Source organism: Shimia aestuarii, assembly GCF_900114635.1.
GTDB lineage: Bacteria > Pseudomonadota > Alphaproteobacteria > Rhodobacterales > Rhodobacteraceae > Shimia > Shimia aestuarii.
Window position 1 is genome coordinate 1,495,638 of the sequence record NZ_FOTQ01000001.1, and the last position, 20,086, is coordinate 1,515,723.

Here is a 20,086-nt window from a genome sequence, read left to right on the forward strand (position 1 = left end):
GGCAGGGGCTGCGCAACCCCGATTGACCTTTGGCATTTGCGCCCTTTAATGGAAGGGGTGAGGCAAAAAACCATGACGGACAGCACCAGGATACTCGAAGAGATGAACGACCGCTCGCGCGAGGTGTTTCGCCGCGTGGTCGAGGGCTATCTTGAAAGTGGAGATCCGGTCGGCTCCCGCACCCTAACCCGCACCCTTTCCGAAAAAGTCAGTGCGGCAACCATCCGTAACGTCATGCAGGACCTCGAATTTCTCGGTCTCTTGGACAGCCCGCATGTATCGGCGGGCCGCGTGCCGACCCAACTTGGACTGCGCATGTTTGTGGATGGGCTACTCGAGGTTGGTGACCTCGACAGCACCGACCGAGAAAAGATCGACGCCACGCTTGGAAATGCATCCGGCGATGTCGGCACCATGCTCGACCGGGTAAGCACGGCCCTGTCCGGGGTGACGCATGGCGCCTCTCTGGTGCTCGCACCCAAACATGAAGCGCCAATCAAACATATCGAATTCGTAAGCCTGGGACATGATCGCGCCCTGGTCGTGTTGGTCTTTGCCGATGGCCATGTCGAAAACCGCTTGTTCACGCCGCCAGCTGGCCAAACGCCAAGCTCGATGCGTGAGGCTGCGAATTTCCTGAATGCCGTTGCCGAAGGGCGCACGCTTTCAGAGCTCGGGCAGGCCGTGCGCACCGAGATCTCCAAGCGCCGGCAGGAAATCGATTCGCTGGCGCGTGATCTCGTTGAAAACGGATTGGCGCTCTGGACCAACGAAGGCGGTCAAAACGAACGCCTGATCGTGCGCGGGCGTTCGAATCTTCTGGGCACGGAAGAGGAAGAGCAGGATTTGGAGCGCATCCGTACCCTGTTTGACGACCTTGAACGCAAGCGAGACATTGCCGAATTTCTCGAACTTGCTGAACAAGGCGACGGTGTGCGCATTTTTATCGGCTCAGAGAACAAACTTTTTTCACTTTCGGGTTCCTCTTTGGTGGTGTCTCCATATATGAACGCTGATCGAAAGATCGTGGGTGCTGTCGGAGTCATTGGACCCAAGCGCCTTAACTATGGACGTATCGTGCCGATTGTGGATTACACGGCGCAACTGGTCGGCAAGCTGATTTCCGACCGCGGTTAGAGGTAGAGATATGGCTGAGCGGAAAGAGCCCGAGTTTCTGGATGACCTGTTGGATGCCGAGGCGGAAGAGTTCGCCGAGGACATGGCCGAGATCGGCTCCGAAGAAGCCGAGATTGACGAGCTGCGCGCAGAGCGTGACCAGCTCAAAGACCGCTGGATGCGGGCGCTGGCAGACGCAGAAAACGCGCGCAAGAGGGGTGAACGCGCCCGTCGCGAAGCAGAGCAGTACGGTGGTTCGAAACTGGCCCGCGACATGCTTCCCGTGTTCGACAACATGAAACGCGCCGTGGAATCGATTACCGAAGAGCAGAAAGAGGCGTCTGCCGCGCTCATCGAAGGTATCGAACTGACCATGCGCGAGCTTCTCAACACATTCGCCAAGCATGGGATCGAGGTCGTGTCGCCGGAAGTGGGCGACAAGTTTGATCCGCAGGTGCACGAAGCCATGTTCGAAGCCCCTGTTCCGGGAACGAAATCCGGCGAAATCATTCAGGTATCGGCCGAAGGCTTCATGCTGCATGATCGTCTGCTCCGTCCGGCCAAGGTGGGCGTTTCGTCGAACCCCGGCTAAACACAGATTGAAAAAAATGCTAGAAAACTCCCGAACCTTCGGGAGTTTTTCTTTTGCGCCGACTTCTTTTTGCAGTCCTTTCCATTTGCCTCTTGCTCACACATCCGGCCACGGCCCAAACCCTTCCGGATTACACCGAACTTTACGTCAACGACTTTGCCGACCTTCTCCCGGAAGAGGATGAAGCGCGCATTCGTGCCAAGCTCGAAGAGTTGCGGGACAGGCGGGGCATCGAATTCACCGTCGTGACCATTCAGGCGCTGTCCGATTATCAGCATTTTGGCCCCATCGAACCCTTTGCCACGGACCTTTTCAATTACTGGGGAGTCGGGGACGCACAGCGCAATGACGGAGTGTTGATGCTGATCGCACAATACGACCGCGTCATGCGGATCGAAGTCGGTTCGGGGTATGGCACGCGGAAAAACGTGCCAATGGGCAATATCATCGACACGATCATCACGCCACAGTTCAAGAAAGACAACTTTCCCCGCGGAATCGAAGACGGTGTGGATGCCGTGATCCGCGATCTGACCGGGCGCTGGCCGGGCGAATACGATGCCGGACCGCTCGAACGCGGCGCGGGGGCATTGCGGCGGATTCTGGATTGGCTCGGTGCTTGGGTCTACGCCCTTTTTGCTCCGGTCGCAGCTTTTGGCGTTCGAGCGTTTCGGCGTTGGCGCCGAAACAAGCCGCGTCACTGCCCCAGGGACGGCGCGACCATGCACAGGCTTGATGAAGTGTGGGACGACAATCACCTGCAAGAGGGTCAAATCACCGAAGAACGCCTGAAAAGTGTCGACTATGACGTCTGGCAATGCCCGACCTGTGATCATGTGACCGTCGAGGGATACAAAGCATGGTTTTCCGGTTACGGCGCCTGTCGTTCTTGTGGTTATCGCACGGTCGAAGGAGACACCACGATCCTGTCCCACGCCACGACAAGCTCCACCGGCAGCAAGCGGATCGACTATCATTGCCACCATTGTCAGGACAACTGGAGCGTCACCCGCATCATTCCGAAAAAGTCGTCAAGCTCCTCGTCCAGCAGCAGCTTTGGTGGCGGATCGTCCTCGGGCGGCGGCGCGTCAGGAAGCTGGTAAAGCCTGATACTAGCCTTCGTTCAGCGCTTTCAACTCGTACAAAAGCTCAAGCGCCTGTTTCGGTGTCAGTTCGTCCGGATGCACCTCATCCAGTCTCTGTTTCAAAGGATTCGGCCCTTTTTTGACCTGTGGTGTCGGGGCCGGACTTGCCGCAAACAGAGGCAAGTCATCAATCAACGCCTTTTGCGCCGGACCCTCCCTTTCGCCCTGTTCCAATGCCTCCAGAACAACCCGCGCCCGTTCAACCACTGCTTCGGGCAACCCCGCAAGCTGAGCCACCTGCACACCATACGAACGATCCGCCGCGCCTTGTTTGACCTCGTGCAGAAAGATCACTTCACCTTCCCATTCGCGCACCGTGACCGTGGCATTGGCCACCCCGGCCATCTTGCCGGCCAATTGGGTCATCTCGTGGTAATGCGTGGCAAAAAGCGCGCGGGATTTGTTCACGTCGTGCAGATGTTCCAGCGTTGCCCAGGCGATCGACAGCCCGTCATAGGTTGCCGTGCCACGTCCGATCTCGTCCAGAATAACAAGCGCCCGGTCATCCGCCTGATTGAGAATGGCTGCCGTTTCCACCATCTCGACCATGAAGGTCGACCGTCCCCGCGCGAGGTCATCCGACGCGCCGACACGTGAAAACAACTGGCTCACCAGCCCGATCCGCGCACTGCTTGCAGGCACAAAGCTTCCCATCTGTGCCAGCAACGCAATCAGCGCGTTCTGCCGCAGGAAGGTCGATTTACCCGCCATGTTGGGACCGGTCAGCAACCAGATGCTCGCTGCATCTCCCCCGGAAAGATCGCAATCATTGGCCACGAATGGCTCGCCCGACTTGCGCAAGGCGGCCTCAACCACCGGATGCCGCCCGCCTGCGATCTCGAAATCGCGGCTTTCATTTACCTCAGGGCGACACCAATCCTCTATCACCGCCAATTCGGCCAGCGCACAGGCAAGATCAAACTCTGCCAGCGCTTTTGACGCCGCCGCGACCTTTGCCGAAACATCCAGAATTGCACCTTTCAGCCTGTCATAGAGACGCTTTTCGATCTCCAACGCCCGGTTCCCAGCGTTCAAAATCTTGGTCTCCATCTCGCTCAGCTCAACAGTGGTGAAACGCACCTGATTGGCCGTTGTCTGGCGATGAATGAATGTTTCCGACAGCGGCGGCGACATCATCGCGTCCGCATGTTTCGCCGTGGTCTCGATGAAATAGCCGAGCACATTGTTATGCTTGATCTTGAGCGACTGGATCCCGGTCTGTTCCACGTATTGCGCCTGCATCCCTGCAATCACGCCACGTCCTTCGTCGCGCAGCTCGCGACTCTCATCCAGCTCTGCGTCAAAGCCTGGCGCGATGAATCCACCATCACGCGCCAAAAGCGGCGGTTCTGCAATCAGGGCCTCGTCGAGCAGGCTCAGCAAAGCGTCATGCCCCTGCAGACCCCGCAGGGCGTCGGACAAATCGTCCGGCAAATCGCTCGCAAAGGGCATGTCAGCCAGGGTTTCCGCCTGACCAAGCCCATTGCGGATCGCCGCCAGATCCCGCGGTCCGCCACGATCAAGTGCAAGCCGTGACAGGGCGCGGTCCAGATCAGGGACCTTGCGCAGAGCTTCGCGCAGCTTGGCTGCATCGCCGCGCTGGGCCGTCATGTAAGAAACCGAGTCCAACCGCCGCCGGATCACGTCAAGCCGCAAAGAAGGCGACGACAGCCGCTGTTCCAAAAGCCGCGCCCCGCCTGCCGTGACGGACCGGTCAATCGTCGCCAGCAAAGACCCGGCCCGCCCGCCGCTCAGGCTGTGAGTCAGTTCCAGATTGCGCCGGGTCGCGGCATCAATCTGCATCACGCCTTGGGTGGCTTCGCGCTGGGGTGGCTGCAAAAGCGGCAGCTTGCCCTTCTGGGTCAGCTCAAGGTAATCGACAATTGCGCCAAGCGCCCCCGCTTCGGGCCGCGAAAACGTGCCAAACGCCTCCAAAGACGAGGCCATGAACAGCGCAGAAACTCGCTTTTCCGCTGAAATAGAGTCGAAACTTCCTCGCGATACCGCCGTCAACGGTACCCCCATGTCCTCGACGATCGAGGAAAGATCACGCTCGCTTCCTTCTGCCACCAAAAGCTCGGACGGTGCCAGCCTTGCCAGCTCCGGCCCCAAACGCACGGGGGACAAGGGCATCACGTGGAGCGCCCCCGTCGATATATCGGCCCAGGCAAGCGCGGCCTCATCGCGCACAACGGCATAAGCCGCGAGAAAGTTGTGTCGCCGCGCATCCAGCAGGGAATCTTCTGTCAGCGTGCCGGGCGTCACCAGCCGCACCACATCCCGCTTCACAACCGCCTTGTAACCGCGTTTCTTGGCTTCGGCGGGGCTTTCAAGCTGTTCACACACCGCCACCCGAAACCCTTTGCGGATCAGGGTCAGGAAATAACCCTCGGCCGCATGATGGGGCACGCCACACATGGGGATTTCCGCGCCCTCATGCTTGCCCCGCTTGGTCAGCGCAATATCAAGCGCCTCCGCCGCCGCCACCGCGTCGTCAAAGAACATCTCGTAGAAATCGCCCATCCGGTAGAATAACAGCGCATCCGGGTATTGCGCCTTGATCTCCAGATATTGCGCCATCATCGGCGTGACGCCCGATTTGCCTGCACTCAAAACATCAGCCCCCAAGGTGATTGGCCTCAAGGTCTAGCAAACTTGTCCGCCGGGCGAAAAGCCGAAAACGCCCCCATGGACAAGCGCATCCTGATTTGCTCGACTGCCTCTCAGGCAAACAGGACGTCTCAACATGGCAATCTACAATCTCGGCTCGATCAACGCGGATTATTTCTATCGCGTCCCGCATCTGCCCGGCCCGGGTGAAACGCTGGCTGCAACAGATTTCACGCGCGGTTTGGGTGGCAAGGGCGCCAACATGTCCGTCGCCGCCGCCCGAGCTGCCGCGCGTGTCGTTCATATCGGTGCAGTGGGACCAGATGGCGTTTGGGCACGAGACCGCCTGACCGAATTCGGTGTTGATACGCGCCACATCGCGCAACTACCCGACACCCCGACGGGGCACGCGATCATCAATGTGGATGACCATGGCGAGAACGCCATTGTCCTTTTACCAGGGGCAAATCACGCCATCCCCGAAACCACCCTTGCCGCAGCCCTGTCTGAGGCGTCTCCCGGCGACACGCTTTTGTTTCAGAACGAAACCACCCTTCAGCGGCAAGCGGTGGAAATGGCCCGCAATCTTGGGCTCTATATCGCCTATGCCGCCGCGCCTTTTGATGTCGCGGCCACAGAAGAGGTGCTCCCTTACCTTGACTTCCTGATCCTGAACGAGGTGGAGGCCAGCCAGCTTTCAGAGGAAACCGGTAAAGACCCTGCCGCGCTGGGCGTCAAAGACGTCGTCGTTACGCTTGGATCAAAAGGCGCGCGCTGGATTCACGATGGACAAGCGCGCGATTTCCCCGCCTTGCCGGTCACACCTGTCGATACGACCGGGGCAGGGGATACGTTCACCGGCTATGCTCTGGCAGCAAGAGATCGCGGTTTTCCGATGGAACAGGCTCTAACACTGGCTTCGCGCGCCGCCGCTCTCATGGTCACGCGGGTTGGTACAGCCGATGTCATTCCCGATCTCAAGGAAGTGACGGAGGCCCGTTTCCGGGCCCCCGACTAGTTCTAAACCTGTCCCGGCAACCACAGGACAATGGCTGGAAAGGCAACCAGAAGGGCAATCGTCACGGCATCGGCGATAAAGAACGGCGTGACACCCTTGAACACATCCTGCACCGAAAGGTCATCGCGCACCCCGGCCACGACAAAGCAGTTCAGCCCAATCGGCGGCGTGATAAGACAGAACTCGGCCATTTTCACCACGAGGATGCCAAACCAGATCGCGCACATGGGTCCGCTCATGCCAAAGGTGCTGTCCGCCGCCGACACGAATTCACCCCCGTTGAGCGCCATGACCGCTGGGTAAACCACGGGCAGGGTCAGCAACAACATCCCAATGGCATCCATGAACATACCCAGCACCGCATAGGCGAGCAGGATCATGATCAGGATCAGCATGGGCGACATGGTGAGCGACGTAATCCAGTCCGAAAACGCGCCCGGCAGGTCTGCAAAGCCAAGGAAGCGCACATAGATCAGAACGCCCCAGATGATCGTGAAAATCATCACGCTCAGCTTGGCGGTCTCCAAAAGCGCGTCCTTCAGCTCGGCCCACCGCATCCCCCGATACAGCGCCATCAGGAACACGACAAAGGCCCCGATGGCGCCGCCCTCGGTCGGCGTACCCCAGGCGTCGCCACCAAACGGGTTGTAGACAAAGAAGATGATGGTCACGACCACGAACAGGATCGGCAGGGCCGGTGGCAGCGACACGAACCGCTCTTTCCACGTGAACCCGGACACCGCAGGACCAAACCCCTTGATGGTCAACGCCATGCCAATGATCAGGATGCCGTAGATAACCGCCGAGAATGCACCGGGAATGAAGCCCGCCAGCAACAGCTTGCCGACGTCCTGTTCCACGATGATCGCATATATCACGAGGATGGCCGACGGCGGGATGAGAGATGCCAGCGTGCCACCTGCCGCCACAACCCCGGCAGCGAACCGTTTGTCATAACCGATGGCAAGCATTTCCGGGATCGCGATCCGGGCAAACACAGCCGAGGTTGCGACTGATGCACCCGACACGGCGGCAAAACCGGCGGTCGCGAACACGGTCGACACCGCCAAACCCCCCGGCACCCAGGCAAGCCAGCGTTTGGCCGCTTCAAACAGTGCCTTGGTCAATCCGGCGTAATAGGCGAGATAGCCGATCAGGATGAATGTCGGGATCAGCGAAAGAGCCTGTGACGACACCTTGGAATGCGGCACCTGCCCGGCGGTCTTCACCGCAATGGTCAGCGCCTTGCCAAAGCGGCTTGGATCATAGCCAAACTTGGCCCAGAAGATCCAGATCAGGCCAACCATGCCCGCCAAACCTGCGGCGAAGGCCACGCGCATGCCCAGAACAACAAGCACCAACAATCCACCCGAGACCACAAGCCCAATTTCAATCGGTTCCATGTGTCTGCTCCTTACGTATCGTGGCCCGAGACATGCTCGGCTTCCATCGCGGCCTGTGTGGCGGCATCCGCCACCAACGGCACGGCGACCGGGGTTTCGTCATTGTGGAAAAACGCGCGGGCATAGGCCCAAAGCTGCAGCCCAAGCCGCAGACACAGAACACCAAACGCCACCGGTGCAAGAAGCTTTGCCGGCCAAAGGGGCAGGGCGATATCCATGGAACTGTCCCGGCTCCACATTGGTGCGCCAAAATCGAAACTGCGCGCGAAATGCGCCCAGCTTCCCCAAACCAACAGCAGCATCAGCGCCAGAATGGCCAGCGTCGTCAGGAATTCGACCGCATAAAGCGACCGCCCTTTCAAGGCCCCCACCAGCATGTCCATGCGAATATGCCCGCCATCGCGCTGGGTATAGGCCACGCCCATGAACGCGATCAAAGGCATGGCCTGTTCGATCCAGTCCACGTATCCCGCCAGCGGCGTATTGAAGAGATTGCGTCCTCCCACCGAAAACACGGCCAGAACCATGAGCGAGAACACTGCCAACCCGCTCAGAAGGGCAAGAACGCGTTCCATTTTGTAAAGAGAAGTGTCGATTTTGCTGAGCGTGCTGTCATCGGACAACACTAGTGACGAGCCTGCCATTGCGAGCCTCCGTCAATATGTCATTTCGGAAAAGGAAATCCGGCGTCGCCATGGGGCGACGCCGCAAGACGAGTCTTACTCGCCCTTGGCAATCATGCCGGTCACAAGGTCATACAACTCTTGTGCGGGCAAACCGCGCTTGGTGTTTTCCTCGATCCACGCAGCCGCGGCGGGGGCGGCGGCGGCTTCCTTGAAGGCTGTAACGGCGCCCACCGAGAAGGTGACCTGAGCGATCCCGCGCTCTTCGAGCGCCGGACCCCAGGCCGCCATGGTTTTCGAATTGTAGAACTCGACGTAGTAGGCGAGCGCTTCGTCCACAGACTCCAGCAGCGCCGCGCGATGCTCATCAGACAAATCATTCAGCGCATCGGTATTCACCACAACCGGACAGTTGACCGTGCCGGGGTTGAGGTTGGTGGTCCACCAGGTCCCGTTTTCGATGGTGCCGAACGACATGTGGGCGTGCGGGGCAAAGGCCACCGCCTTGACGATGCCGCTATCCATGGCCTGCCGCACTTCCGAGGCTGACATGGATGTCGGCACTGCGCCCACGGTTTCCATCGCCTTGCCGATGCCGCCGGTGGCACGCACGCTCAGCCCTTCGAAATCCGCAAGAGTCGAAGGCGCATCGCCCACACCGACAAGGTTATATTGCGGCAACGGCGACGGCATCAGGAGGGTCGCGTTCCAGCGCGCCAGGTCCTTTTGCACGGCGGGGTGCTGATACACCGCCATCGAAAGTTCAACTTCCTGCTCCAGCGAACTCACGCCAAGAAATGGCAGTTCCAGAACCGTGATCGACGGGTTCTTGTCGCGGTGATACCCGGCACAGAACTGTGCCATCTCGAAGGCGCCGATCGAGATCCCGTCAAGGTTTTCCTTGTTCTTGGAAAGGCCGCCATAGCTGATGTTCAGCGTGAATTCGCCCCCGGTTTTTTCGCTGACCAGCTCGGCCAGCTTTTCGACATGTTCCGTAAAGGCGCGTCGTTTGCCCCAGAGGGATACGCTCCATTCGGTGGCCATGGCTTCGGTTGCAAAGGCAAGGGTCAGGGCGGCAACAGCCGTCTGGCTCATCAGTTTACGCATAAGATTTCCTCCCGCATGCGTCTGGATTGGATGGCCGGTAACATGCAGGGACGCGCCGGACCTGCCTATGAAGGAAAATGCGCGCGAAATGTCGGGCGGCCTGCGGATTTCCGCAGGGCAGTTTTGCGGCTACAAAAGCGCGTTTTTGTCGAGACCGAGTTTCACGATTTTCTCGTTCAACGTCCGCCGCCCAATCCCCAGGGCTTCGGCGGCGGCATCCATGCGCCCCTCATTCGCCTTGATCGCCTTGCCAATCAACTCGCGTTCGAACGACGCCACCGCCTCGCGCAGGGTATCGGGCACGTCGTCAAACATCTGGTCCGCCCGGATCGCCGCTCCAAGGCTCCCGCCGCCGCGCCGTGCAGCCAGAACCCGGCGTTCGCAAACATTGCGCAGTTCGCGCACATTGCCGGGCCAGTCATGCGCCAAAAGCGCGGCGGCATCTTCATGCGTGATTTCCGGCTGTTGGGTCTCGTGCAGTCGTGCATATTCGCCTAGAAAATGTGCCGCCAAAAGCATGATGTCATCGCGACGCTGGCGCAACGGCGGCAGGCTGAGCATGAAAGTATTCAGCCGGAACAGCAGATCTTGCCGCAGGATCCCATCGCGCACCGCCGCTTCGGTATCGACATTCGTCGCTGACACCACCCGCAGGTTCACTGACACCGGCTCCGCAGCCCCCACGGGCAAAACCTGCCCGTCCTCGATCACACGCAACAGCTTGGCCTGCACCGTAGGCGGGCACGCCCCAACCTCGTCAAGAAACAGCGTCCCGCCCGACGCCATCACTAACCGCCCGTCGCTTTGCCCCTGAACGCCGAACATCTCGGCCTCAAAACCTTCCGGCGACAGAGCTGCGCAGTTCAGCGCCAGAAACGGCTTGTCCGCCCGCGGGCTCAGATCATGCAGCGCGCGTGCCACCAGTTCCTTGCCGGTGCCGGTTTCGCCCTCGATCAACACCGGCACCTCCGTTGCGGCAAGGTCCAGGATCTCGTGGCGCAGCGCCCGCACCGCATCGGTTTCCCCCAGTAATACCCGGTCCAGCCCCGCCAGCTCGAACAGCCGCGCCCGAAGCCGGTCATTGCTTTGGCGCATGCGGTATTGGTCGGCGGCATGGGTCAGGATGCTCAGCAACCGGCGCGGATCATACGGTTTTTCCACAAAGCTATAGGCTCCGTCCTGCATCGCCTGCACGGCCATCGGAATATCCCCATGCGCCGATATCAGAACCAGCGGCGGCGCGGTGGCAACGTCCAGCGCCGCCAACAATTCCAATCCGCTCATCCCCGGCATCTGCACGTCTGACAGGGTCACGTCCGCCGACATTCCGCGCAACCGCTCAAGCGCCACGTCCCCGCGCGGCGCCGCCTCGGCAACCCAACCCGCCGCTTCCAGCAGGGCCAGAAGCGACTGGCGCATGGCCTTGTCATCATCGACAACCAGAACGGAATAAGGGGTTGCTTGCGTCATGCGCCGTGGCTTTCCTTTTGTGAAACACGTGGCAACGTCACCCGGAACACTGCGCCACCTTCGGCCCTGTTCCGCGCGCTCATTCTGCCTTCGTGATCCTTGATGATGTTGTCCGAGATCGCAAGGCCAAGCCCCATGCCGTGCCCGCTCTCACGGGTCGTGACAAACGGTTCCTGTAACTCGTTCAGCGTCGCCGCACCAAGCCCGTGTCCGGTATCAGCCACTTCGAAATACACTTGGTCGCCCTCGGAACCAATCCGCACCGAAAGCCGTGGCGCGGCAACGCCCTCCATCGCGTCCACCGCGTTGCGCAGCAGGTTCGTCATGACCTGCTCAATCCGCAGCCGGCTGCCCCGAACCGACGCGGGCGTCTCGCCCGGTGCCCGGTCCACCACGCACCCCAGCGCCTCGATATTCGGCGCCACAAGTGCCAGCGCGGCCGCCATCGCTTCGCGCAGGTCGAACACTTCGAACGGTTCTCGCTCGGGCGTGGCAAAGAACTTCAATTGGCGGGTAATGCCCTCCATCCGATCCACAAGGCCGCCGATATGCGTGGTCAAGGGCGTGATCCCTGCCGGACCAAACTCTGCCGCCGCGATGTGGTTGCGCATCGCGGCAATCGGCTGCCCCAACTCATGCGTGACCGAGGCCGACAATTCCCCAAGTGCGGCCAGACGGCTCGCCCGCTCAAGCTCGCTTTGCGCCTGTTTCAGTCTCTGTTCCGCCGTTTTTCGCTCGGAGATTTCGACCGCCAGCTTGGCGTTGGACTCGCGCAACTGCGCCTCTTCCATTTCCGAACGCTGCAACGCCCGCCCGATCCGGCGCGCCCGTTGCACCTGGAACAGGATCAACAGTGACCCCGCCGCCAACACCACGACCGCCGTTGCCAACCAACTGCGCGCAACCGCCCGATCATCGCTTGCAAAGTAATGAAGTGCCCAGCCATGCGGCAGGGTACTGGCAACAAGATGCAGCCGCACCACACCGCCAATCGACGCCCGCGCGCCCTCATTCGGTGTCCAGTCCAGCGGCTCCAGCGGCTTGCCCGCAAACTGCCGCGCCCTGCGGATCTCGTCCTTCTTGGCGGCATCCAGCGCCTGAAGGGTGCGATAGCGCCACGCCGAATCCGACGCCAGCATCACCACCCCATCCTGATTGACCAACATGACCTGTTCGCCCGACGCGACCCAGCTCTGTTCCAACTCGCTCAGGCTTTTCTTGATGGCGATCACGCCAAGGATGGCGCCGCCCCTGTCGCGCACCGCGTTGGCGATGAAATACCCGGGCTCTCCGGTTGTCGATCCTATCGCATAAAACCGCCCCTGATCCCCCTCGATCGCCTGTTTGAAATAGGGCCGAAAGGCATAGTTCTGCCCGACAAAACTTGATGGCAGGGCGTAGTTGGACGCGGCAATCGTAAACCCGTCCGGCCCCATCAGGTAAATCGCGTCTAGCCCGGCCCGCGCAGCAAAACTTTCCAGCCGCGCATTCAACGGCCCGGTGCCGCCCCCCTTGGCCGCGTCAATCACGAACGTGTCGCGGGCAAGGATTCGGGGCAGGTGGGCAAACCGCTCCAGCTCGGCCTCAACCGAACTGCGATAAAGCGAAAGCCGCCCTTCGGCCTTGCTCACCTCTTCGGTTGCAAAATAGCCAAAAGAAACACTGTGCACGATCATGCCAAGCAGCGCGGTGCCGACGATGGTCAATATGAGGGGTATTCGGACCATGAACCTCGGTCGCGGCAATGGGGGCAGAGATGCGCGACCCTACCCAAATCCCCGCGCCGTTGGAAAGGGTTTTGCCGGAGGCTGCAATCAGTGCCCGACAAACGGAGCCGCGTTGCCCCAGAGCGCCTTGACGGTTTTGTCCCGTCCACAAGCCTTGCGATAGCGTTTGTAGGCTTCGGATTGCTTCTTGGGGCCAAACCGGGTCAGCGTGATCTTGGTCCCCTTGTAATAATCCTGATGATAGCTTTCGGCCTTGTAAAAGGTCTTGGCGGGCAGGATTGGCGTCACGATCTTCCGGCCCAGGGCAACCTGTGCCTCGCGCTTGGCATTTTCGGCGGCCTGTTTCTGGGCCGGGTTTGAATAGAAGATTGCGGTGCGATAGCTGTCACCCCGGTCACAGAACTGGCCCCCCGCGTCGGTCGGGTCGACCGAACGAAAGAACATGTGAAGCAACTGATCCCGGCTGACCTTGTCGGGATTGAACCGGATCTGCACCGCTTCGTAATGTCCGGTGCCGCCGCGCGTCACCTCTTTGTAGGTGGGGTTCTTTGTGGTTCCGCCGGTGTAACCCGAGACCGCGCCTTTTACGCCGGGCACGGATTCGAAATCGCTCTCAACACACCAGAAACATCCCCCCGCAACAATCAGGGTCTCGCTCCCGGCAGCCTGAGCATGGCGTCCATGCGCCATGGCACCAACAAGGATCAGAACAAACAGTACGGCATTCTTGAGATTGTGTAACTTTGACATTTTTTCACTCCACGCGCTCAGGCTGCTTTGATCGCGCGTCCGGCGCAATTGGCTGACATCAAATGTCACGGCTTGGTGAAAACGATTTACCTCTTGGCGGCGGGTTGGGGTTTCTCTAGCGTCGCGCCAAAAGCGCACCGATACCGACGCAATACCGACGTTTTACCGACGCGATACCGAACAGGAGAATGCCACGTGAAAATCGCCATGTGGAGCGGCCCCCGCAACCTCTCGACGGCCATGATGTACAGTTTCGGCAACCGCCCGGACTGCGCCGTTGTCGACGAACCGTTTTATGCTGCCTACCTTAAACTGACCGGGATCGACCACCCCATGCGGGACGAGATTCTTGCCAGCCAATCGCAAGACCCAGAGGAGGTTGCGGCAGCTCTATCAGGCTCTAATCCAGCCGAAAAACCGCATTTCTATCAAAAACACATGACCCAGCACATGGTGCCCGGAGTGCCCCGAGACTGGATGCGGGAGGCGGTCAATGTCTTCCTCATCCGCCACCCCGCCCGTGTTATCGCCAGCTACGCCGCCAAACGCGAAAACCCCACGCTCACCGATATCGGTTTCCCGCAACAGGCCGAATTGTTCGATCTTGTGACAAGCTGGGGCCAGACCCCCCTCGTCATCGACAGCCACGACATCCGCGAAAACCCGGAACAGATGCTGAAAAAACTATGTGATGCCATAGAGTTAGACTTCCTTCCCGCCATGCTGAACTGGCCCAAAGGCGGTCACAAGGACGATGGCGTCTGGGCGTCCCACTGGTACGGCGCGGTCTGGAATTCAACGGGCTTCGCGGGGGCCGAGGGGCCTTTGCCCGAGGTGCCAAAGCACCTGCAACCGGTGTTGAACGACGCCATGCCGATCTATGAAAAGCTACGTGCACAACGGTTGAGTTGACTCAAGGCGCCCATTCGGTCGGTTAAGCGATCAGCCCAACAGCTTCCCCAGCTTCATCGCCACACCCATGTCGCCTGAAACCTTGAGTTTGCCCATCATTACGCCGGTCATGGGGTTCAGCTTGCCGGTCAGCAACTTCACGAGATTTTCATCGGTAATACGGATCGTGCAATCGGTGTCTTGATCCACGGTTGTCGCGGTCCCGTCCGCCAAAACGACAACGCCCGCGTCACCGCAGTCGAACTTCAAAGACCCGTCAAAACTCTTGGATGCCAGCTCCGCCTGCATCCGCTCCACAACCTGCTCCAGCATGTTGAACCCTCAAATAGAAAATGCCCGCCTTACTGCTAGGCGGGCATTCCCGAACTCTCAACGATGACGTGGCTTCCGCTTACGTCAACGTTAGCGATTATTTGCCCACGCGCTTGTTGCGCACTGCGATCAGCTTGAGCCGCAGCGCCTGAAGCTGAATGAAGCCCGCTGCATCCTTTTGATCGTACGCGCCCGCATCTTCTTCGAAAGTGACGTGCTCTTCGGAATACAGCGAATGATCCGACCAGCGGCCCACGGTGCTTGCCAGACCCTTGTAGAGCTTCACGCGAACTGTGCCGGTGACGTGCTCCTGGCTCAGGTCGATGGCCGCCTGCAGCATCTCGCGCTCTGGGCTGTACCAGAAGCCGTTATAGATCAGCTCGGCGTATTGCGGCATCAGCTGGTCCTTGAGATGCATCGCGCCGCGATCCATGGTGATCGACTCGATTCCGCGATGGGCTTCAAGAAGGATCGTGCCGCCCGGCGTTTCATAAATACCGCGTGATTTCATACCCACGAACCGACCTTCAACAAGGTCCAGACGGCCAATGCCGTGCTTGCGGCCATATTCGTTCAGCTCGGTCAGGATCGTCGCCGGGCTCATCGCCACGCCGTTGATCGACACGGGATCACCCTTTTCAAAGCCGATCTCGATATATTCCGGCGTGTCCGGTGCGTCTTCGGGATGCACGGTGCGCTGGAATACATAGTCGGGTGCCTGCTCGGCGGGATCTTCCAGAACCTTGCCCTCTGACGAGGTGTGCAACAGGTTCGCATCGACCGAGAACGGCGCTTCGCCGCGCTTGTCCTTGGCGATCGGGATCTGGTTCTTTTCGGCAAAGTCAATCAGGCGGGTGCGCGAGGTCAGGTCCCACTCCCTCCAGGGCGCGATCACCTTGATATCGGGGTTCAGCGCATAGGCTGCCAGTTCGAACCGTACCTGGTCGTTGCCTTTGCCGGTTGCGCCATGCGCGACGGCATCCGCGCCGGTTTCCTTGGCAATCTCGACAAGACGCTTGGAAATCAGCGGGCGCGCAATCGACGTGCCCAGCAGATACAACCCCTCGTACTGCGCATTGGCGCGGAACATCGGGAACACGAAGTCACGCACGAATTCCTCGCGCACGTCTTCGATGTAGATGTTCTCGGGCTTGATCCCCAGCATCTCTGCCTTCTTGCGGGCGGGTTCAAGCTCTTCTCCCTGACCAAGGTCGGCCGTGAAAGTCACGACTTCGCAACCATATTCGGTTTGCAGCCATTTCAGGATGATCGAGGTATCGAGGCCACCGGAATAGGCCAGGACAACTTTCTTGGGCGCGGACATGTCTAATCCCTCATTCGTCTATCGCAGGCGCGATACCGGGTTTTGCGCCGCAGGGCAAGGGACGCGCAATCGTGACTTGTCAAACCACGATCAAATGCCGCTACTCTGGGCGCGACAAACCCAAAAAGGACGCACGATGAATATTGAGCTATTCAAACATTCCCTACGGCTGGTGGTCGGCAACTGGCAGACCTCTCTACGGCTGTCTACCCCGCTGGTCGTGATCATGGTTCTGGGGCTGGTTCTCGTCGGACCCGAGTTCTTTGTGCAAGAGCCCGATCCAAGTGGCCGCACCGAGGTTTCGCCAACATCCGGCCTGCTGCAGCTGCTTCTGGCGGTTTCTGCGTTGTGGGTCGCCGTGGCCTGGCACCGTTTCATTCTACTGGAAGAATACCCGACCGGGGCCGTGCCCGCTTTTCATGGTGGCCGGATGCTGGCTTATTTCTGGCGGGCATTGCTCATGGGGCTGACCGTTGGTCTTGGTGCGGTCCTGATTATTACCGGTGTCTGGCTTGTGCTGTTCTGGGCCGCGCCCGTGGCCGTGTTGATCACCATCTTTGTTGGGATCGGAACAAGCTGGGCCTTTTACCGCCTTTCGCCGATCCTGCCGGGTGCGGCAATAGAAAAACCGCTCAAGATGGGGCAGGCGTGGCAAGCGACCAAACCGCTGTCTGGTGCGATCCTTGCCACAATGTTCCTGTTTGTTGTCTCGATCGTGGTTCTTGTCTTTGCCGGTGCGCTGGTCGCTGGGGTGATTCCCCTCCTGGGAGGCCTAGTGCTTTTGGGGATCAACTGGCTCTACATCATGCTTGGGATCAGCATCCTGACTACGATCTATGGCATCGCGGTCGAGAAACGTACGGTTTGAAGGCCAAGCCACACCGCGATCCAAAAAACCCGGCCTGACCGCAGGCCGGGTTTCGCAAGGTATACATCACGTCAAATCGTCAGGTGGCCGAGTCTTCTTCGGGCTCGGTGATGACACCCGTCGTTTCCTCGGTGGTTTTTGCATCTTCAACCGCCGCAGAGATGGCTTCGCTGCTGTCTGACAACCGATCGCGTAGCGCGCCCAAAAGGTCTGCCTTTTGCGCTTCCGTGGCATCTTCGCTCTTGTTCCAGCTATCCATAATCCCGGTTTCGGCAGCAGTGACGGCCTCAAGAGCCGCTTCGGCCTCTGCAATTTCTGCCTCTGACGGCTCGGATGCGGTAACATCCGTCCGCGAAGCCGTATCTCCGCCCAGGGCTGCGATCGCATTGTCCACGTCCGGATCGGTTTCGGCGCCCGCAACGGCTGCGTCATAGTCCGCAAGAGAGGCAAAACCGTTCTCGGCAAGCGCGTCCGACAAAGCGGTTTCGTCTTCACGCGCGGCTTCGATTTCGGCAATCGGTTCGATGCCGTTCAATGCACCGAAATAGCTCTCGACGTCGGTATATCCGGCCTGGGTCAGAGCGTTTTCCAGATCAGCGAACATTTCGGCAAGCCCGACCACGTCCGCGGCGCCAATTGCATTGTGATCAGCAATCGCAAGTGCGGCCACCGCTCCGACAGGACCGTTGGTGTTCCCGTTGGCAATATGCGCCATAACCGCGTTGATGTTGGCATTGAAGGCTGCGTTCATGCTTCCCAACTGATTGGCTCGCATACCGGCGATGGTTTTGGGGCCCTTCGATGTTGGTGCTGCCTTGGCGGTTTGGGTGCTCTTGGCCTGCGCGGCTTTATTTGCCTTGCTTTTGCTGATGCCGAAGATATCGCTGATGGTCGCTTTGAATGATTTGCCATTTTGACCAGATTGACCACGGCCCGCGTTTGCCGCCGACTTGCCTGCACCGTGATCTTTCCCGACGCCTTGACCATGGCCTTGGCCATGCCCGCCGTCGTTGCCGCCAGCGTTGCCATTTCCTCCACCATTGCCGCCGCCGTTGCCGCCGCCATTTCCACCGCCATCGCCATTCTTGGCATAAGCGGCGTCGGCAACGACAAAGAGCGCCGCTGTCGAAACGCTTCCGAACATCAACGTTGAGATTGCAAGGATTGCGAAGGTTCTTCCGGTAAATCGCATGTTTGTCCTCCCGTTATTCTGGGCTGTTACTCTGGTAAAGCAAAGCCGGAGCTGTTCATGAATTGGTTTGGCGCACAATTGCGATAGAATTGTGGCACTTGCATATCTGTGGCGAATTTCCACTCTCGAAAACGGTTAATCCTGACCGACCCATAATCCGGCAGAGTTTTGCCGGGGGGCGGCACAATCGTGCCGATTGTTTTGGCTTCGGTTGCGCAATTCTCCTATGGCCACGCGCGTCGGCCTTGTTAAAAACAAGCCTCAAAGGGGACAAACCGATGAAGACTTTTCAGGATCAGGCCAAGGCTGCGGAACAGGCCATGCGCCACGTTTTTCCGGCAACACCGCTCATGCGTAACGATCATCTGTCCGCAAGGTTCGGTGCGGAAATCTGGCTCAAACGTGAAGACCTGAGCCCGGTCCGGTCCTACAAGTTGCGTGGTGCCTTCAACGCCATGCGCAAAGTTCTGGACGACGATCCGCTGCAACAGAATTTTGTCTGTGCCAGTGCGGGCAACCACGCACAGGGCGTCGCTTATATGTGCAAGCATTTCGGGGTGCATGGAGTCATCTTCATGCCCGTGACCACGCCCCAGCAAAAGGTTTTCAAAACACAGGTGTTTGGCGGTAAAAATATCGAAATCCGCCTTGTTGGAGACTATTTTGACGATACCCTCGCCGCAGCGCAGGGATATTGCCGTGCCGAAAACGCCGCCTTCCTGTCCCCGTTTGACGATGACGATGTGATCGAAGGGCAGGCGTCTGTCGCTGTTGAAATCCAAGCACAGCTTGGCCGTTTACCAGACCGGGTGATCCTGCCGGTAGGTGGGGGCGGGCTCTCTTCGGGGGTGCGCAGCTATTTCGGCGATCAAACCGCGTATACTCTCGTCGAACCCGCTGGTGGCGCCAGCCTTGCCGCGGCGCTCTGGGCTGGAGAGCCGGTGACGCTCGATCATGTAGATAGTTTCGTGGACGGGGCGGCGGTGGCGCGAATTGGCGAACGCACATTCGCGCGCTTGCGGGATATCGATTCAAAAGACGTGCTCGCCGTGCCCGAAGATCGGATCTGCACCACGATTATCGAGATGCTGAATGTTGAAGGCATTGTGCTTGAGCCAGCCGGTGCGCTGGCGGTCGATGCACTCGTTGACATCGCTGACCAGATTCGGGGCAAGACCGTTGTGTGTGTCACGTCGGGCGGCAACTTTGACTTTGAGCGTCTACCCGAGGTCAAGGAACGCGCCCAGCGCTATTCCGGCGTCAAAAAGTACTTTATCTTACGCATGCCTCAACGTCCCGGCGCTTTGCGTGATTTTCTCGAAATCCTCGGGCCGGAAGATGACATTTCCCGGTTCGAATATCTCAAGAAATCGGCGCGCAACTTCGGGTCTGTCCTCATCGGTATCGAAACCCGCCGCCCGGAGAACTTCGACGCGCTGTTTGCCCGGCTGGACAAGGCCGGGCTGACCTATACTGACATTACCACCGACGAAACCCTGGGTCAGTTCGTGCTCTAGCCCTCAGGCGGCGGCCAGCTTGCTCTCGAACTCGGCCTTGGAGTCGAAAAAGCTCTGAATGGTTTTGGCGAGGTCGACCGTTTCGGCCTTGCCGCTGGCTGCGGCGACTTCGCCTGCCTGACACAACAGCGAAAAGGCGTGAAACCCGAGGTTCAGCGCGCTGCCTTTCAGAAAATGCAGATCGGCCTCCAGCCGCCCGAGGTCGGGCTGTGTCTGCAATCTTTCGATCACCTCTTCTACCTCGTCGAGAAACAGCTCGACCACTTCATTGAAATCCTCTGCGCCGATCTCATCGCGCAGCTCCTCGACGCGCTTCCAGTTTATCATCGGTCTCTCCTTGGTTTCAGCAAAGGCTGACAGGAAAGCCTTAACAAAGTCTGGGTATTCAGCATTTGAATCA

General features: G+C 59.3%; 18 protein-coding genes. 7 read left to right on the plus strand and 11 right to left on the minus strand.

All coding sequences use genetic code 11. The annotated features are described in order from the left end of the window. Positions 1-72: 72 nt before the first annotated feature. The 3 genes from hrcA to BMZ35_RS07400 all read left to right on the plus strand — a co-directional run bounded on the left by hrcA (position 73) and on the right by BMZ35_RS07400 (position 2,811). Positions 73-1,137 (plus strand): heat-inducible transcriptional repressor HrcA, encoded by a 1,065-nt coding sequence (hrcA, locus tag BMZ35_RS07390; protein WP_093092282.1) that lies wholly within the window; start codon positions 73-75, stop codon positions 1,135-1,137. 10 nt (positions 1,138-1,147) lie between these two features. After that, the gene (locus BMZ35_RS07395) at positions 1,148-1,708 is read left to right on the plus strand and encodes a nucleotide exchange factor GrpE (protein WP_093092284.1); all 561 of its coding nucleotides are present in this window, start codon (positions 1,148-1,150) and stop codon (positions 1,706-1,708) included. A gap of 92 nt (positions 1,709-1,800) precedes the next feature. Continuing rightward, the gene (locus tag BMZ35_RS07400; protein WP_165610026.1) at positions 1,801-2,811 is read left to right on the plus strand and encodes a TPM domain-containing protein; all 1,011 of its coding nucleotides are present in this window, start codon (positions 1,801-1,803) and stop codon (positions 2,809-2,811) included. 9 nt (positions 2,812-2,820) lie between these two features. On the opposite strand, the gene mutS is transcribed toward BMZ35_RS07400, so the two are convergent. Next, positions 2,821-5,436 (minus strand): DNA mismatch repair protein MutS, encoded by a 2,616-nt coding sequence (mutS, locus tag BMZ35_RS07405; protein ID WP_093092288.1) that lies wholly within the window; start codon positions 5,434-5,436, stop codon positions 2,821-2,823. A 163-nt stretch (positions 5,437-5,599) separates the two neighbouring features. On the opposite strand from mutS, the gene BMZ35_RS07410 reads away from it, so the two are divergent. Then, positions 5,600-6,481 carry a ribokinase gene (locus BMZ35_RS07410; protein ID WP_093092290.1) on the plus strand — a complete coding sequence of 294 codons (882 nt, stop codon included), beginning with the start codon at positions 5,600-5,602 and terminating at the stop codon, positions 6,479-6,481. 2 nt (positions 6,482-6,483) lie between these two features. Here BMZ35_RS07410 and BMZ35_RS07415 read toward each other — a convergent pair whose 3' ends face one another. The 6 genes from BMZ35_RS07415 to msrA form a co-directional block, all read right to left on the minus strand. Next, the gene (locus tag BMZ35_RS07415) at positions 6,484-7,884 is read right to left on the minus strand and encodes a TRAP transporter large permease (protein WP_093092292.1); all 1,401 of its coding nucleotides are present in this window, start codon (positions 7,882-7,884) and stop codon (positions 6,484-6,486) included. A gap of 11 nt (positions 7,885-7,895) precedes the next feature. Beyond that, positions 7,896-8,528: a TRAP transporter small permease subunit gene (locus tag BMZ35_RS07420; protein ID WP_093092294.1), complete on the minus strand. Its 633-nt coding sequence runs from the start codon at positions 8,526-8,528 to the stop codon at positions 7,896-7,898. A 75-nt stretch (positions 8,529-8,603) separates the two neighbouring features. Beyond that, on the minus strand, positions 8,604-9,614 hold the full coding sequence (locus BMZ35_RS07425) for a C4-dicarboxylate TRAP transporter substrate-binding protein (RefSeq protein WP_093092296.1): 1,011 nt from the start codon (positions 9,612-9,614) through the stop codon (positions 8,604-8,606). Positions 9,615-9,743: 129 nt separating this feature from the next. Continuing rightward, positions 9,744-11,084, minus strand: coding sequence for a sigma-54-dependent transcriptional regulator (locus tag BMZ35_RS07430; protein ID WP_093092298.1), 1,341 nt, complete (start codon positions 11,082-11,084; stop codon positions 9,744-9,746). Further along, on the minus strand, positions 11,081-12,811 hold the full coding sequence (locus BMZ35_RS07435) for a sensor histidine kinase (protein WP_093092300.1): 1,731 nt from the start codon (positions 12,809-12,811) through the stop codon (positions 11,081-11,083). The genes BMZ35_RS07430 and BMZ35_RS07435 overlap by 4 nt, the downstream gene beginning before the upstream one ends. A gap of 87 nt (positions 12,812-12,898) precedes the next feature. Then, positions 12,899-13,561, minus strand: coding sequence for a peptide-methionine (S)-S-oxide reductase MsrA (gene msrA / locus BMZ35_RS07440; RefSeq protein WP_093092302.1), 663 nt, complete (start codon positions 13,559-13,561; stop codon positions 12,899-12,901). Positions 13,562-13,756: 195 nt separating this feature from the next. Between msrA and BMZ35_RS07445 the strand changes: the two genes are divergently transcribed. After that, positions 13,757-14,473: a sulfotransferase-like domain-containing protein gene (locus tag BMZ35_RS07445; protein ID WP_093092304.1), complete on the plus strand. Its 717-nt coding sequence runs from the start codon at positions 13,757-13,759 to the stop codon at positions 14,471-14,473. A 30-nt stretch (positions 14,474-14,503) separates the two neighbouring features. Here BMZ35_RS07445 and BMZ35_RS07450 read toward each other — a convergent pair whose 3' ends face one another. Continuing rightward, complete coding sequence (locus BMZ35_RS07450) at positions 14,504-14,785, minus strand: SCP2 sterol-binding domain-containing protein (protein ID WP_093092306.1); 282 nt, start codon at positions 14,783-14,785, stop codon at positions 14,504-14,506. 97 nt (positions 14,786-14,882) lie between these two features. Next, a complete protein-coding gene (locus BMZ35_RS07455) occupies positions 14,883-16,109 on the minus strand; it encodes an argininosuccinate synthase (RefSeq protein ID WP_093092308.1) in 1,227 nt (408 codons plus the stop codon). 136 nt (positions 16,110-16,245) lie between these two features. Between BMZ35_RS07455 and BMZ35_RS07460 the strand changes: the two genes are divergently transcribed. Then, the gene (locus BMZ35_RS07460) at positions 16,246-16,977 is read left to right on the plus strand and encodes a hypothetical protein (protein WP_131814340.1); all 732 of its coding nucleotides are present in this window, start codon (positions 16,246-16,248) and stop codon (positions 16,975-16,977) included. A 79-nt stretch (positions 16,978-17,056) separates the two neighbouring features. On the opposite strand, the gene BMZ35_RS07465 is transcribed toward BMZ35_RS07460, so the two are convergent. Continuing rightward, the gene (locus tag BMZ35_RS07465; protein ID WP_093092312.1) at positions 17,057-18,121 is read right to left on the minus strand and encodes a hypothetical protein; all 1,065 of its coding nucleotides are present in this window, start codon (positions 18,119-18,121) and stop codon (positions 17,057-17,059) included. A 326-nt stretch (positions 18,122-18,447) separates the two neighbouring features. Between BMZ35_RS07465 and ilvA the strand changes: the two genes are divergently transcribed. Further along, a complete protein-coding gene (gene ilvA, locus BMZ35_RS07470; RefSeq protein WP_093092314.1) occupies positions 18,448-19,686 on the plus strand; it encodes a threonine ammonia-lyase IlvA in 1,239 nt (412 codons plus the stop codon). A gap of 3 nt (positions 19,687-19,689) precedes the next feature. Here ilvA and BMZ35_RS07475 read toward each other — a convergent pair whose 3' ends face one another. After that, positions 19,690-20,013, minus strand: a complete 324-nt coding sequence (locus BMZ35_RS07475) for an Hpt domain-containing protein (protein WP_093092316.1) — start codon at positions 20,011-20,013, stop codon at positions 19,690-19,692. Positions 20,014-20,086: the final 73 nt, after the last annotated feature.